At 70.8% G+C, this 15,216-nt stretch carries 15 protein-coding genes; 3 read left to right on the forward strand and 12 right to left on the reverse strand.

Features of this window, described 5'->3' with window-relative positions:
- Positions 1–6 precede the first annotated feature (6 nt).
- A complete protein-coding gene (locus Q5696_RS13710; protein WP_305091882.1) occupies positions 7–777 on the reverse strand; it encodes an aquaporin in 771 nt (256 codons plus the stop codon).
- 333 nt (positions 778–1,110) lie between these two features.
- Here Q5696_RS13710 and rpsT point away from each other — a divergent pair, with 333 nt between their 5' ends.
- Positions 1,111–1,371 carry a 30S ribosomal protein S20 gene (gene rpsT / locus Q5696_RS13715; protein ID WP_305091883.1) on the forward strand — a complete coding sequence of 87 codons (261 nt, stop codon included), beginning with the start codon at positions 1,111–1,113 and terminating at the stop codon, positions 1,369–1,371.
- Positions 1,372–1,478: 107 nt separating this feature from the next.
- Here the strand turns inward: rpsT and holA are convergent, their stop codons facing one another.
- The 11 genes from holA to Q5696_RS13770 all read right to left on the reverse strand — a co-directional run bounded on the left by holA (position 1,479) and on the right by Q5696_RS13770 (position 12,844).
- On the reverse strand, positions 1,479–2,459 hold the full coding sequence (gene holA / locus Q5696_RS13720; protein ID WP_305091884.1) for a DNA polymerase III subunit delta: 981 nt from the start codon (positions 2,457–2,459) through the stop codon (positions 1,479–1,481).
- Positions 2,456–4,825, reverse strand: coding sequence for a ComEC/Rec2 family competence protein (locus Q5696_RS13725; protein ID WP_305091885.1), 2,370 nt, complete (start codon positions 4,823–4,825; stop codon positions 2,456–2,458). Before Q5696_RS13725 ends, holA begins: the two co-directional genes overlap by 4 nt.
- The gene (locus tag Q5696_RS13730; protein ID WP_305091886.1) at positions 4,822–5,649 is read right to left on the reverse strand and encodes a ComEA family DNA-binding protein; all 828 of its coding nucleotides are present in this window, start codon (positions 5,647–5,649) and stop codon (positions 4,822–4,824) included. The genes Q5696_RS13725 and Q5696_RS13730 overlap by 4 nt, the downstream gene beginning before the upstream one ends.
- An 87-nt stretch (positions 5,650–5,736) precedes the next feature.
- Positions 5,737–6,576 carry a DegV family protein gene (locus Q5696_RS13735; protein ID WP_305091887.1) on the reverse strand — a complete coding sequence of 280 codons (840 nt, stop codon included), beginning with the start codon at positions 6,574–6,576 and terminating at the stop codon, positions 5,737–5,739.
- 4 nt (positions 6,577–6,580) lie between these two features.
- Positions 6,581–7,348: a diglucosylglycerate octanoyltransferase gene (gene octT / locus Q5696_RS13740; protein WP_305091888.1), complete on the reverse strand. Its 768-nt coding sequence runs from the start codon at positions 7,346–7,348 to the stop codon at positions 6,581–6,583.
- The gene (locus Q5696_RS13745; RefSeq protein ID WP_370654794.1) at positions 7,297–7,971 is read right to left on the reverse strand and encodes a histidine phosphatase family protein; all 675 of its coding nucleotides are present in this window, start codon (positions 7,969–7,971) and stop codon (positions 7,297–7,299) included. The genes octT and Q5696_RS13745 overlap by 52 nt, the downstream gene beginning before the upstream one ends.
- A complete protein-coding gene (gene rsfS, locus Q5696_RS13750; protein WP_305091889.1) occupies positions 7,968–8,399 on the reverse strand; it encodes a ribosome silencing factor in 432 nt (143 codons plus the stop codon). Before rsfS ends, Q5696_RS13745 begins: the two co-directional genes overlap by 4 nt.
- Positions 8,400–9,104, reverse strand: a complete 705-nt coding sequence (gene nadD / locus Q5696_RS13755; protein ID WP_370654932.1) for a nicotinate-nucleotide adenylyltransferase — start codon at positions 9,102–9,104, stop codon at positions 8,400–8,402. It lies immediately after the preceding gene.
- 73 nt (positions 9,105–9,177) lie between these two features.
- On the reverse strand, positions 9,178–10,623 hold the full coding sequence (locus Q5696_RS13760) for a vWA domain-containing protein (RefSeq protein WP_305091891.1): 1,446 nt from the start codon (positions 10,621–10,623) through the stop codon (positions 9,178–9,180).
- Positions 10,624–10,636: 13 nt separating this feature from the next.
- Positions 10,637–11,518 carry an AAA family ATPase gene (locus Q5696_RS13765; RefSeq protein WP_305091892.1) on the reverse strand — a complete coding sequence of 294 codons (882 nt, stop codon included), beginning with the start codon at positions 11,516–11,518 and terminating at the stop codon, positions 10,637–10,639.
- Positions 11,519–11,560: 42 nt separating this feature from the next.
- Complete coding sequence (locus tag Q5696_RS13770) at positions 11,561–12,844, reverse strand: glutamate-5-semialdehyde dehydrogenase (RefSeq protein ID WP_305091893.1); 1,284 nt, start codon at positions 12,842–12,844, stop codon at positions 11,561–11,563.
- 71 nt (positions 12,845–12,915) lie between these two features.
- Here Q5696_RS13770 and Q5696_RS13775 point away from each other — a divergent pair, with 71 nt between their 5' ends.
- Both Q5696_RS13775 and Q5696_RS13780 read left to right on the forward strand, forming a co-directional pair.
- Positions 12,916–14,301 carry an amino acid permease gene (locus tag Q5696_RS13775; protein WP_305091894.1) on the forward strand — a complete coding sequence of 462 codons (1,386 nt, stop codon included), beginning with the start codon at positions 12,916–12,918 and terminating at the stop codon, positions 14,299–14,301.
- Between the two features lie 28 nt (positions 14,302–14,329).
- On the forward strand, positions 14,330–15,199 hold the full coding sequence (locus tag Q5696_RS13780; RefSeq protein WP_305091895.1) for a ribokinase: 870 nt from the start codon (positions 14,330–14,332) through the stop codon (positions 15,197–15,199).
- Positions 15,200–15,216: the final 17 nt, after the last annotated feature.

Below are 15,216 nucleotides of genomic sequence, written 5' to 3' on the forward strand. Positions count from 1 at the left end.
GGGTCGTCAGTCGTTCAGACGGTCGAACCGCCCGAACAGTGCCCGATAGAGCACGGCGCCCAGCGCGCCGCCGATCAGTGGGAACACGATGAACAGCCACAGCTGTCCGAGCGCGCCGTCCTGATAGAAGGCGACAGCGATGCTGCGGGCCGGGTTGACCGACGTGTTGTCGATCGGGATCGCGATCAGATGGATCACCGCGAGGGTGAACCCGATCGCGACGCCGGCGAGCGGAATGTCGGACAGCTGGTCGGTGGACGCGAGCACCACGAACACCAGCAGCGCGGTGAGAATGATCTCCACCGTCATCGCGGCGCCGATCCCGTACCCGGGTTCGACGAGCATCCCGAGCGGACCGGCCTCCGCCGACGGACTGTGCACACCCCACCCGTTGGCGGCGAGCCCGTCGGCCGCCCGGTCGTAGCTCGGCAGGCTCTGCGCGATCGCGAACACCGCGAGACCCGCCACGAGGCCCCCGATCACCTGCGACACCACATAGATCCCGGCCTTCGCTGCGGACAACCGGCCCAGGACGAAGTGGCCCAACGTCACTGCCGGGTTGACGTGGCAGCCCGAGATCGGACCGATCGCGTAGACCAGGAACAACAAGGTCAGGCCGAATGCGAGCGCGATCCCGAGCTGCCCGACGCGACCACCGGAGAACACCGCGGTACCGATCGCGGCGAACACCAGAACGAACGTGCCGATTCCCTCGGCGAGGTACTTCTTCAGATCCGAGATCGGTTCCTTTTCCGCAATCTCCTGTGCTGTCGACATACGTCCTCCTTCCGAACCACCGAACACCTGCCACTTGCGATCCGGACGTTACGTACGAGCTGGTCCGTTTCCGGGGATTTCACGGGCCCCCGAGTCCGAATCGGTATGTTCGGGAAGAAGTTCCGGACGCCCGGTTCCGCCGGCGTCGCGCACCCACCCGAGTTCCGGGGACGCCCGACACGGGACGTGTGCGAGGATGCGGTAGAGTCCGGAAAAGCCCTGGACGGCCACCGGTTTGAGATCATCTCGTGGGTACTGGTAGTGTCGTCGGTCGGCGCATACGTGCCCAGAGCTTTTCGACAGAAACCAGCAAAAGACGACAGGATTTTACGCGTGGCCAACATCAAGTCCCAGGTGAAGCGGATCCGCACCAACGAGCGCAACCGACTCCGCAACCAGTCGGTCAAGTCCTCGCTGCGTACGGCGATCCGTTCCTTCCGCGAGGCCGCGGCAGCCGGTGACAAGGACAAGGCCAACGAGCTCCTCGTCTCCACCAGCCGCAAGCTCGACAAGGCTGCCGGCAAGGGCGTCATCCACGCCAACCAGGCTGCCAACAAGAAGTCGGCGCTCGCGAAGGTCGCCAACTCCCTCTGACAGGTTTCTGACGGGTCCACCGTCGCAAGCTCTGTGGTGAAAGGCCCCCGATCATCGATCGGGGGCCTTTCGCCGTCCTTCCTGCGCCATATGGGAGCGCGGGCCGGTCAGCGACCGGAGGAATGCAGATCCACGATCCGGCGCACCGCCGCCTCGACGGCGTAGTCGGCATCCGCGGCCTGCCCCTTGACCTCACCGTTGAGGGTGGCCACCACCTGCAGCGCCTCCCCGATCGACGCGGAGTCCCAGCCGCGGGCCTGCTCCTGGGCCTTCTTGATCTTCCACGGCGGCATGCCCAGCTCGGACGCCATCTTGAACGGGTCGCCGCGGCCGACCGAACCGACCCGGGCGATGGTGTGGACGGCGTCCGCGAGCGCGTCGGCGAGCAGCACGTGCGCGACACCGCGGTGCATCGCCCAGCGCAACAACTCCAGCGCCCCGCGCCGGTCACCGGAAACAGCCTTGTCGGCGACGTCGAAACCGGACACCTCGGCCTTGCCCGAGTAGTAGCGCTGGACTGCGCCGGCATCGATCCGGCCACCCGTGTCGGCGATCAGCTGCGAGCAGGCCGCCGCCAGTTCCCGCAGGTCGGAGCCGACTGCCTCGACGACCAGTCCCAGCACGTCCGGGGCGACACGCACACCCGCGGCCCGGAACTCGCCGCGCACGAAACCGGCCAGTTCGTTCTGCTTGAGTTTCGCGCACTCGTGGACGGTGGCGCCGGCCTTCTGCAGCGCCCCGGCGAGCGCTTTCGCCCGGCCCGCACCCGAATGCAGCACGACCAGCACGACACCCTCGGGAACGTCGGCGGCCGCGCTCTGGACGAGGGCGACGGCGTCCTTACCGGCTTCACCGGCCGCCTCGAGCACGATCACCCGGTCCTCCGCGAACAGGGACGGGCTCAGCAGTTCCGCCAGTTCGGGAGCACTCGCGTCACCGGCCCGCAGCCGGGACACCGGGACGTCCTCCCCGTCCGGTCCGGCAGCAGCCCGTACCGCGCCGATCACCGACGTCACCGCGCGTTCCACCAACAGTTCCTCGTCGCCGAGGACGAGATGCAGCGGGGCGGGGCGGGTGGAGGTGGTCACCGGACGATGGTGCCATGGGAACGGCCCACGACGGCAAGTGCCCCGGCACCGGTCCGGGTCACCGCGACGTCGCCCTGCAGGTCGGTGCGGGCGACGACCGCACCGAGTGCAGTGGCCCGGTCCAGGATGCCACGGTTGGGGTGCCCGAACGGGTTGCCGGCACCGACACTGACCACCACCAGCCGGGGCCGCACGGCTTCGACGAATTCCGGTGCGGTGGTGCGCGATCCGTGATGCGGAAGCTTGAGGACATCCGCCCGCAACGTCACCCCGGACCGCATCAGGGCGCGCTGCCCGGCCTCCTCGACGTCCCCGGTGAGCAGGATCGTGCCGGCCCGAGTGTGCGCGCGGATCACCAGGGAGGTGTCGTTGGCGGCATCGTCGGCCGCGGCCGCGGTGCGCGGCGTCGGCACCAGCGGCCCCAGGATCTCCAGCCGCACCTCACCGAGGATCACCTCGTGTCCGGGGGTGAGCCGGACGACGGGCACCCCCGCCCGGTCCGCCGCGCCGGACACGAACCGCATACCACCCGCAGGCAGGTCGGACGGTCCGATCGCGACCGCGGCGACGGAGCGCCCGGACAGTGCGCCGTCGAGGCCGCCGTAGTGGTCGGCGTGCAGATGCGTCACGATCAGCAGGGCGATCTCGTCGACACCGAGTCCGCGCAGGCAGCGGTCGACGGGACCGGGTTCGGGTCCGGCGTCGACGACGACGGCCCGCCCGTCCCCCGTGGACAGCACCAGCCCGTCGCCCTGCCCGACGTCGCACGCCACGAACGCCCACCCGTCGGCCGGCCATCCCGGGGTCTGGATGCGGGTCGGCACCCACACCGCCGCGACCCCGACCACGAGCGCCACCAGGAGCCGCCGGGACCAGCGGTGCCGGACGGCGACCGCGGTGACGGCCAGGGCGACGCCGACGATCACCGAGCCGGCGAGTCCCCCGGCGATCGTGACGGTGGCACCGGGGATCGCGGCGGCCCGGTCGGCGACCTCGAGCAGCCACCACAGCGGCGGGCCCGCGGCCCGCACCAGCAGCGTCGCGGCGGGCAGCCACAGCATCGCCAGCACCGCGGTCACCGCCCCGATCACGGTGATCGGGGCGACGACCGGCGCGACGAGCAGGTTCGCGACGATCGACACGACACTCACCGTCCCCGACATGGCGGCGACGATCGGGGCGGTGACGACGAACGCCGCGACCGCGACCGCGCACATCTCGGCGAGCCACCGCGGCCACCCCCACGACCGCATCTTCTCCACCAGGATCGGGGCGACCACGATCAGGCCGGCGGTGGCCGCGACCGACAGCGCGAACCCGAAGTCGACGGCGAGGGACGGCACCACCGCGAGCAGCACGATCACCGACGCCGCCAACGCCGGCATCGCCTGCTTGCGGCGTCCGACGACGAGCGCCAGCAACGCGACGGCACCCATCACCGCGGCCCGCAGCACGCTCGGGGACGGTCGCGCGACGACCACGAACGCGACCAGCGCGGCACCCGCGAGGACCGCGCCGATGCGCGGCCCGATCCCGGCGCCGCGCACGAGCAGCAGCACGGCACCCAACACGACCGACACGTTCGCGCCCGACACCGCCGTCAAGTGGGTGAGCCCGGCCGCGGTGAACTGGTCCTTCACCTCCTGCGGCAGCGCGGAGACGTCCCCGACGACGAGGCCCGGCAGCAGCCCGGCCTGCGCGGGTGGCAGTGCCGCAGCGGCCGCGGCGGAGAGCCGGTGCCGGACGGTGCCGGCCCACCGCTGGTGCACCGGTGGGGGCCGGACCTCCGACGGTGGCCCGGCCGCGCGGAGCACCGCGACCGTGAGGTCCCGGCGCTCCGGTACGGCGAGTTTCCCGCGCACCGTCACCTGCTGTCCGGGCAGCAGGTCCTCCCACCGCTCCCCCTGGGCGAAGACGAGGATCGAGCCGCCGGCCCGGACGGTGCGGTCGCCGTCGCGCACCTCCCGCAACGACGCCCGCACCAGCAGTTGACGGGGTCCCCCGAAACCGGAGGCGCGCAACGGTTTCGGATCGTCGTCGACGACGACGCTCAGGGTCGCCGACGCACCTCGTGCTGCCGCGCCGGCGAGTGGATTTTCGGTCACCGCGTGGACCCGGAGGGCGGTGGCGGCCGCGAATCCGGCGCCGAGCAGGGTCGCGGCGATCAGGGCGGCCGCCACGGTGCGCCGCAGCGGGGCGGCACTCCGATACGCCGCCACCGTCGTGACGGTTCCGGCCGCGACGAGCCCGACCCCCACGACCGCGACCGGCCGCCACCCTGCGAGCAGCCCGGTCAGTGTCACCGCCCAGCACACCGCCGCGGACGGGACCAGCCGCAGATCGACCGGCCCGTCCGGATCGGTCACACCGTCACCAGGTCCCGCAGCTTCGCGAGCCGGCCGGGCCCGATGCCGTCGACCTCCCCCAACTGTTCGACGTCGGTGAAACGTCCGTTCGTCGCCCGCCAGGCGACGATCGCGGTGGCGGTCACCGGCCCGACACCGGGCAATGCGTCGAGCGCGGCCTCGTCGGCGGTGTTCAGATTCACCTTGCCGCCCGGCTGGGCCCCGGCTTTCGCGGCAGTTCCCGCGGCTCCCGCTCCCGATCCGATACGGGCACTGCCGACGGTGGTGGGGCCACCGTCCGGTGCCGCCGCCCCGACCAGGATCTGGTCGCCGTCGTCGACCCGTTCGGCCATGTTCAGGCCCAGGACGTCCGCGCCGGGCCGGGCACCGCCCGCCGCGGCGAGGGCGTCGGCCACCCGGGATCCGGGCGGCAGCCGCACCAGCCCCGACCGTTCGACGACGCCGACGACACTGACCACCAGTTCCTCGGCGGGCGCGGGTACGGGTGGCCCGGCGGACGACGGTGGTGACGGCGACGCCGGCTCGGTGTCGGGCAACGTCCCGGATTCGACGACGGGCAGCGGTGGTATCGCCTGTACGGCGGGCCGGTCCCGCCACACCGTCACCGCGGCGACGATCGCGGCGACCAGTCCGACCACCACGAGTGCGGCGATGCCACGTCGTCCCGGGTTCAGGCGCAGACCGCGCCACCGGTCCGGGCCCGGGAGCACGGCGTCGTCGTATCGGTCCGGACGGTCGTCGTCGGTGAGCCACCCGGGCTCGCCGCCGGTCGACGCCGCGGCCAGCCGGCCGCGCACTCTCGCTCGATCCTCATCGGTCCCCATGCCGCCGACCCTAGGGTCGCGCGGCCGCCGCGATACCGCTCGAACGGGCCGGGAGAGAAAATCTGTGGATCAATCGGGAGCTGTGGATCAATCGCCGGTAGACGCCCCTCCGGTGCAGGTCACGACACCGATCGTGCCCGGCCCCAGATGGACGCCGAGTACACTGCCGATCTCCGTCACGACCACCTCGGTCAGCGACGGGATCCGCTCCTCGAGCTGAGCGGCCACGGTGTCCGCCCGCTCACGGGCATGCACGTGGTGCACGGCGACGGCGGCCGGTGCGTCACCGACCTGCTCGGCGACGGCATCGACGAGCTTGGCGAGGGCCTTCGTCGACGTCCGGGTCTTCTCCCGCAGCACCAGTTTGCCGTCCACCAGGTGCAGCACCGGCTTCATCGCCAGTGCCGTACCGAGCAGGGCCGCGGCCGTTCCGATGCGGCCGCCGCGACGCAGATGATCGAGCCGGTCGACGACGATCAGTGTGCGCCCCTGCCCGGCCACGTCGACGGCCCGGCGGTACACGGCGTCGAGGTCGCCACCCGCGCGGGCCGTGCGGGCCGCCTCGAGCACCGGATATCCGAGTCCCATACCGGTGGACGCGGAGTCGACGATCCGTACCTTCTCACCGAGCCCGGCCGCGGCCTGCCGGCCCGCATCCCACGTCCCCGACAGGTGCCGGGACAGATGGATCGCGACCACGCCGTCACCGTCGCTGTCGGCGAGCGCCGCAGCATAGGCGTCGGCCAGTTCCCCGGGCGACGCCCCCGACGTGGTCACTCCGGTCAGGTCGTCGGGGATCGGGTCGATGCCCTCGCGGTAGTCGTGGCCGTCGTGCAGGACGTGCAACGGCACGACCCGGACCCCGAACCGGCCGACCAGCTCGGGGGTCAGGCAGGAGGACGAGTCGGTGACGACGACGACAGGCATCCGGTCAGCCCTGCTCGCTCTCGGCGGACTCCGGGAGTCGGCGCGCATTCTTGACGGCGTCGATCATCGCGGCCGCGACCTCCTCGTGCGCGTCCCACCCCCAGTGGATTCCGTCCGGGTTGGCCCGATCGGAGAACACGTTGCCGCGAACAGCGGCGGCCAGGTCCACCATCGGCACCTTCTTCTCCGCCGACCACGCCGCCAACGCCCGCACCGCAGGCTCCCGGCCCGTGTGGACCTGCCCGTAGGCGTCGCACCGGTGCACCGACGGGAACGTGCCGATCACCGGCAGCTCCGGCCGGATCGCGGCGAGAGCGTCCCGGCAGCTCTCCAGGTATTCGACGGACAGTTTCGGGGGCAACGCGACCGGGCGGCCCAGTTTCGACAACCGCGGCTGCAACCACTGGTAGCCGGAGCGGACCACGCGGCGCAGCGCCGGCGGACGAATGTACCGCAACTGCTCACGCAACGCGGTCGGCAGCGGCGACGGCAACGAATCCATGCCGCCGACCGCGAACACGACGGCGCCCGCACGCGGCACCGCCGCCCACACTCGCGGGTCCTGGGTGATCGCCCACCACGCGTCCCGGCTGGTCCAGCCGATACGCGCGACGAGCTCGACCCGCCAGCCCAGTTCCTTCGCCACCAGATTCGGCCAGATCCGCGGATCGTCCGCCGGCAGCCCACCCTTGGGCCCGTAGTAGGCGAGCGAATCCGCGACTACCAGCAGGACGGGCTGTTCGCCGTCGCGTTCCACACGTCCAGACGCCATACCGGATCCGTTCCCTCCCCAAGAGCGCTGAGTTCCACCCAGGCCGTGTTTCCGAGTCCACCGAGCACCGGCCACCGATCCACCGGCAGGTCCAGCAGCCGCGCCGTGAGAGCCGCGATCAGACCCCCGTGCGCGACGAGGACCAGGGGACGCTGCGCGTCCTGTGCGCTTCCCCGGGAGCCCCCACCGTCCGAGACGAAGAGCTCCTGTACCACCGGCAGGCTGCGGGCAGCGACGTCGATGCGGGATTCTCCGCCGGGCGGCGCCCAGGAGGCGTCGGTACGCCACTGGTCGCGGGCTCCGGGGGCGATCTCGTCGACCTCGGTGTGGGTGAGCCCCTGCCAGTCCCCGAGATGCGTTTCCTGCAGCCGGGGATCGGTGTCGACGGGCATGCCGAGGTGGTCGCCGAGCGCGAGGGCGGTGTCGTGGGCGCGGCGCAGGTCCGACGAGACGATCGCGTACGGGTTCTTCTCGGCGAGGGCCAGGGCCGCGGTCTTCGCCTGGGCCCGCCCCAGGTCGGTCAGGTCGGTGTCGAGCCGGCCCTGCATCCGGTTGGTGGCGTTGTATTCCGTCTGCCCGTGCCGCAGCAGGATCAGCCGCCGCACCCGGCGACCGGCCGTCACGACTGCGTCTCCCCCGGCTCCCCGGCCTCGCCCGCCTCGTCGGCGTCGTTCAGGGACAGGCTGCGCGGCTCGATGCCCTCGACGGGCACCACGGGGCAGTCCTTCCACAGCCGGTCGAGGGCGTAGAAGTTGCGTTCGTCGGTGTGCTGGACGTGGATGACGATGTCGACGTAGTCGAGCAGCGCCCACCGGCCTTCCCGGGTGCCCTCACGACGGACGGGCTTGTGCCCGGCCTCGCGGAGCTTGTCCTCGATGTTCTCGACGATCGAGTTGACCTGGCGCTCGGTGTCCGCGGATGCGATGACGAAGCAGTCGGTGATGACGAGCTGCTCCGAGACGTCGAGTACCACCACGTCGGAGGCCAACTTCTCGTCGGCCGCCAGTGCGGCGATCCGTGCCATGGCGATGGCGTCGTTCGATGCGCTCACTCAGTGTTCTCCCGGTTCTGCTGATGTTGACGATAGTGGGGTGGGCGCGGCGCCGTGGACACGACGATGCGCGGGGACGGGCTCGGACATGGTGGCCGCGCCGTCGGGTCGGGCCGCGCCGTGCGGCCGGTACAGGTTGCGTTTGCTGATGTACTGCACGACGCCGTCGGGCACGAGATACCAGACGGGCCGGTTCTCGGCGGCCCGCTGTCGGCAGTCGGTCGACGAGATCGCCAGTGCCGGGATCTCGATGAGGGTGACGGCGTCGGCGGGCAGCTGCTCGAGATGCGCCGCGAGATGCTCGGTGTGCAGTTCGTAGCCGGGCCGGGAGACGCCGACGAAACGGGCGAGCCCGAACAGTTCCTCCCAGGCCTGCCACGACAGGATGCTCTCGAGCGCGTCGGCACCGGTGATGAAGTACAGGTCGGCGTCCGGATGCTGGACGTGCAGGTCGCGCAGGGTGTCGACGGTGTAGGTGACCTTGTGTCGGTCGACGTCGACACGACTCACCGAGAACCGCGGGTTCGACGCCGTCGCGATGACCGTCATGAGGTAGCGGTCCTCGGCGGGGCTGACCTCCCGGTTCTCCTTCTGCCACGGCTGACCGGTGGGGACGAAGATCACCTCGTCGAGGTCGAACCGATCGGCGACCTCGCTCGCGGCCACGAGGTGGCCGTGGTGGATCGGGTCGAAGGTTCCACCCATCACGCCCAGGCGGCGCCGGGGGGTGATCGGTGTCGGCTGCTGCACGAGGATCCAGCTTACGGGCTGCGGCCGATCACACCGGCAGCAGTCCGGAGACGACGGCGGACAGTTGCTGCGCGGACCGGCACTCGTGCATGTCGATCACCTCGTTGTAGACGAGGGCGGCCGAGTCGCCGCTGCCCCACTGCCGGCGCGGTTCCGGGTTGAGCCAGTGGGCGTGCCGGGCCACCGACACCAGGTGCGTGAGTGCCGCCAGGCCGGGGTCGCGGTAGTTGTTGCGGCCGTCGCCGAGGACGAGCAGCGAGCTGCGGCTGGTGAGCGTGTGTGCGTACCGTTCGGCGAACACCCCGAGGGAATGGCCGTAGTCGGAGTGGCCGTCGTACGTGATCAGTTCGGCCTCGCGCACCATGCGCGACATCGCGACACCGAGGTCGGCGCCGGTGTCGAAGAACCTGGTCACCTCGTCGGTGGTGTCGATGAACGCGAACACCCGCACCCGCGAGAACTGTTCCCGCAGCGCGTGCACCAGCAGCAACGTGAAGTGCGAGAACCCGGCGACCGAGCCGGACACATCGCACAGCAGCACCAGTTCGGGGCGGGCCGGGCGCGGCTTGCGCTGCACCAGATCGATCGGGACGCCGCCGGTGGACATCGACTTGCGCAGGGTGCGGCGCAGGTCGATCGCGCCCGCCCGGGCCCGGCTGCGCCGCACCGAGAGCCGGCTCGCGAGGAGCCGGGCCAGTGGCGTGACGCTGCGCCGCAGGGCGACCAGTTCGGCGTCCGACGCCCGCAGGAAGTCGACCGCCTCCGCCAGCTTGGGCACCCCGTAGTTCGCGACCCGTTCGCGGCCGATCCGTTCGGCGGACCGGCGCCGGGTCTCGGCGTCGACCAGCTTCCGGAAGTCCATGATCTTCTGGATCGCAGCCCGCTTCGCGACCTCGGACGCGTAGTCGCCGTCGGCGCGTTCCTCACCGGGCTGGTTGCCGAGGAGCCCGGAGAGGATCTTCTCGAGCAGCGTGTCGGGGGCGACGTTGCGCAGCGCCTGGTACGCCGAGAACGACGCCCCGTTCGGGGACTCGTACCGGCCCAGTTCCTCCACCATGAGCGCGACGAGTTCCTCGAGCCGGTCGTGGGCGTCCGGGGAGTCGTCGGACAACAGTGCGGCGAGCAGTTCCTGCAACGCGTCGTGGTCGAGCTCGCCGTCCGGGGTACGCGGGAGCTGCTGCGGGTCGTCCGCGTCCGGGCTGCGGAGACCCGTCCCGGCCGGGAACCACAGGTCGAACAGGGCGTCGAACGTGGCGCGGTGGGTGGGCCGGCGCAGCAGCGCGCACGCGAGTCCTTCCCGCAGCGCGTCCCGATCGAGCAGATCGAGGACGGCCATCACCCGTCCGGCGTCGACCGTCTCCGACGGTCCCACCGCGATCCCCCGGCGGCGCAGCGCCTCGACGAACTCGACGAGATGCCCGGGGATGCCGTGCGGTGCGAGCGGACCTCCGGAACGCGCGAACGGTGCGACCATCGGCTCGGTCTCCTCAGTTCAGGCGCAGCTCGGCAGCGGCCCGCTGCTGGTCGGCGCGATGTTTGAGGACGACGCCCATCGTGGCGCGGACCGCGTCGTCGTCGAGGGTGTCGAGGCCCAGCGCGAGCAGGGTGCGCCCCCAGTCGATGGTCTCGGACACCGACGGCACCTTCGCGAGCTGCATGCCGCGCAGCACCCCGACCGTCCGGACCAGCTGGTCCGCGACCGCCTCGGGCAGTTCCGGTACCCGGCTCGCGAGGATGCGGCGCTCGAGGTCGGCGTCCGGGAAATCGAGGTGCAGGAACAGGCAGCGGCGTTTGAGTGCCTCGGACAGCTCCCGGGTCGCGTTCGAGGTGAGCACCGCGAACGGCTTCCGGGTCGCGGTGATCGTGCCGAGCTCGGGGATGGTGACCGCGAAATCGCTGAGCACCTCGAGGAGCAGTCCCTCGATCTCGACGTCCGCCTTGTCGACCTCGTCGACGAGCAGCACCGTCGGCTCGTCGCGGCGGATCGCGGTCAGCAGCGGCCGCGGCAGCAGGAACTCCTCGGAGAACACGTCCTGCTTCGTCGCGTCCCAGCTGTGATCGCTCCCGGCCTGGATGCGCAGGATCTGTTTCGCGTGATTCCACTCGTACAGGGCCCGCGACTCGTCGACGCCCTCGTAACACTGCAGGCGCACCAGTTCCGCCGCCGACGTCTGTGCGACGGCGCGCGCCAGCTCGGTCTTGCCGACACCGGCGGGCCCCTCGACCAGCAGGGGCTTGCCGAGCCGGTCCGCGAGGAACACCGCGGTCGCGGTGGCCTTGTCGGACAGATAGCCGGTCTCGGCGAGCCGGGCGGTGACATCGTCGACGCTCGCGAACAGCGGCGGTGTCGTCGGCAGTGCTCGATCCACGCTCACTCCTTGCTGGCTCTACCGGTTGTCACCGGTGATCGGTCATGCCGGGCGGGTGTGCCCGTCGCCCCACACGGTCCACTTGGTGGAGGTCAGCTCACCGAGCCCCATCGGGCCGCGGGCGTGCAGCTTCTGGGTGGAGATGCCGATCTCGGCACCGAAACCGAACTGCTCGCCGTCGGTGAACGCGGTCGAGGCGTTGACCATGACCGCGGCCGCGTCGACGCGGGCCGTGAACTCGCGGGCCGCCGCCAGATCGGAGGTGACGATCGCCTCGGTGTGGCCGGTGCCGTAGCGGTCGATGTGGGCGACGGCCTCGTCGATGCCGTCGACGACCTTGAGCGCGATGTCGAGGGTCAGGTACTCCTGCGACCAGTCGTCCTCGGTGGCCGGGACCAGACCGGGGAGATCACCGTGCACGGTGATGCTGTGCATCTGCAGCACCTGCAGCAACTGCGGCAGCGCGGTCTCGGCGATCGCCGAATCGATCAGCAGCGTCTCGACCGTGTTGCACACGCTCGGGCGCCGGGTCTTGGCGTTGACCACGATCTTCTCGGCCATCGCGAGATCGGCGGCCGAATGGATGTAGATGTGGCAGTTGCCGACACCGGTCTCGATGGTGGGCACGGTGGCGTCCCGCACGACGGCGTTGATCAGTCCGGCGCCGCCCCGCGGGATGACGACGTCGACGAGGCCGCGGGCCTGGATGAGGTGGGTGACCGACGAGCGGTCCTCGCTCGGCAGCAACTGGACGGCGTCCTCGGGCAGCCCCTGCTCGGCGAGGGCCGCGCGCAGTACCGCGACCAGGGCCGCGTTGGAGTGGGCTGCCGACGACGATCCGCGCAGCAGTGCCGCGTTACCGGACTTGAGGGCCAGCCCGAACGCGTCGACCGTCACGTTGGGACGCGCCTCGTACACCATGCCGACGACGCCGAGCGGGACCCGGAGCTGACGGATCTCGAGGCCGTTCGGCAGCGTCGAACCGCGCACGATCTCCCCGACCGGATCGGCCAGGCCCGCGACCTGGCGCAGGCCCGCCGCGATGCCGTCGACACGAGCCTCGGTGAGCCGCAGCCGGTCGAGCAGCGACTCCTCGGTGCCCGCCGCCTTCGCCACCTCGATGTCCTCGGCGTTCGCGGCCAGCACGGTGGCGGTCGCGGCGAGGACCGCGTCGGCGGCCGCATGCAGCGCGGCATCCTTCTGGGCGGTGGTGAGCAGGGCCAGCGTGCGGGAGGCGACACGCGCACGGCGGGCGGCGTCGTGTACCTGCCCGCGGATGTCCCCGACCTCGCTGGCGGCCGATGTGGTGTGCGTCGCGGCAGTCATGCGTACAGATTAGCCACTACCGGGAGCGCATAATCGTTCTGCCCATTCGCCGTCCGAGTAAGGAAACACCAGTGTCACCACACGAGACGGTCGATCACGCTCCGTCGGAGGGCTACAGTCGCGGGCTCAACGCGCGCACCGTACAGATGATCGCCCTCGGTGGCGCCATCGGAACCGGCCTGTTCTACGGCTCCGGCGGCGCCATCGAGGAGGCCGGGCCGTCCCTGATCCTCGCGTATCTGGCGGCCGGTCTCGTGATCTTCGTCATCATGCGCGCACTCGGTGAACTCCTCACCTACCGTCCGGTCTCCGGCAGTTTCGCCGAGTACGCGGAGGAGTTCCTGGGCCGGTTCTTCGGCTTCGCGACCGGCTGGGCGTACTGGGCGGTGTGGGCGGCCACCTGCATGGCCGAGATCACCGTCGCCGGCAAGTACGTCGAGTACTGGTGGCCCAGCGTGCCCGGCTGGCTCACCGCACTCGTCGTGCTGCTCGCCTTGTTCGGCGCCAACCTCATCTCGGTGAAGATGTTCGGTGAGGCCGAATTCTGGTTCTCCACCATCAAGATCACCGCGATCCTCGGCATGATCCTCATCGGCATCGGCGTCCTCACCCTCGGATTCGGTCACGCCACGAATCCGACCGTGACGAACCTGTGGGCCGACGGCGGCGTCTTCCCCAACGGATTCGGCAGTTCACTGATGGCCCTGCAGGTCGTCATGTTCGCGTACGTCGGTGTCGAACTCGTCGGCGTCACCGCGGGCGAGGCGGAGAACCCCAAGGAGACACTCCGCAAGGCGATCAACACGCTGCCGTTCCGCATCGGCCTGTTCTACGTCGGCGCGCTCGTCGTCATCCTGTCGGTCGCCGGCTGGCAGGACTTCCATGCCGGACGCAGCCCGTTCGTCGAGGTCCTCGAACAGATCGGCATCCCCGCCGCCGCCGGCATCATGAACTTCGTCCTGCTCACCGCCGCACTGTCGTCGTGCAACTCGGGTATCTACTCCACCGGCCGCATGCTGCGCAGCCTGTCCCAGCGCAAAGAGGCACCCGAGGTGCTCGGCCGGCTCAGCAGTCGCCAGGTGCCGTACGCGGGCATCACCATGTCGGCGGCCGCGATGCTCATCGGCGTCGTCGTCAACATCCTGTCCCCCAACCGCGCCTTCGTCTACATCACATCGGTGTCGACGATCGGCATCATCTTCGTGTGGGGCGTCATCCTCGTGTGCCACCTGCGCTACCGCCGGTTCGTCGCCCGCGGCATCCTGACCGCCTCCGACTACCGACTGCCCGGCGCCCCTTACACCAACTGGATCGCCCTCGCCTTCCTCGCATTCGTCGTCGTCCTGCTGTTCTTCACCGACACCGGCCGCATCGCTCTCGGCGTGGGCGTCGTGTTCGGTGGCATCGTCGGCGGCGGCTACTACCTGCTCCTCGGACGCGCGTCGTCCCGGCACTGAGTTCCCGCCAGGCGCTAGCGTGCGGATCGTGAGGCGCAACAGGGTGGTCGTCGTCGGCAGCACCAACATGGATCTGGTCGCGTCCGTCCCGCGGCCGCCCGCTCCGGGTGAGACGGTCCTGGGGACAGCGTTCACGACGACGCCGGGCGGCAAGGGTGCCAACCAGGCGATCGCGGCGGCGAAAGCCGGCGCGGACGTGGTGTTCGTCGGTGCGGTCGGCGACGACACGTTCGCGTTGGATCTGCGGCAGGCCCTGGTCGACGCCGAGGTCGACACCGAGAACCTGCGTGAGGTTCCCGGTCCCAGCGGAGTCGCCGCGATCACCGTCGACGCCGACGGCGGCAACGCGATCGTCGTGGTGCCCGGCGCGAACGCACAGCTCACCACGCTCACCGACGCCGACCTGCAGGCGATCGCCGACGCCGACGTGCTGCTGTGCCAACTCGAGATCCCCCTCGACACGGTCGTTGCGGCCGCGCGGCACGCCGCCGCGCACGACACGGTGGTGATGCTCAATCCGTCACCGGTCCGGCCGCTGCCGGACGCCCTGCTCGCCGCCGTCGACGTGCTGGTCGTCAATCAGACCGAGGCCTGGCAACTCGGGCGCGACGTCCTGGCCGCGGTACCGCACGTGGTGACCACCCTCGGCGCCGACGGCGTCCGGTACCGCACACACCAGTTGCTCCAGAGCATCCCGTCCCCGACGGTCGACGCCGTCGACACCACCGGCGCGGGCGATGCGTTCGCCGGGGTGCTGGCCTGTGAGTGGGGTGCCGAGCCGCTTGCCGCCCTGATCTTCGCGGGTGCGGCCGGGGCGCTGGCCACCACCCGCCGCGGCGCGAGCGTGTCGTCACCGACACGGGCGGAGATCGATGCGCTCGTCACCGCGTGGCCCTGACGCGTGGCACCGATCTG

The organism is Prescottella sp. R16, assembly GCF_030656875.1.
Lineage (GTDB): Bacteria > Actinomycetota > Actinomycetes > Mycobacteriales > Mycobacteriaceae > Prescottella.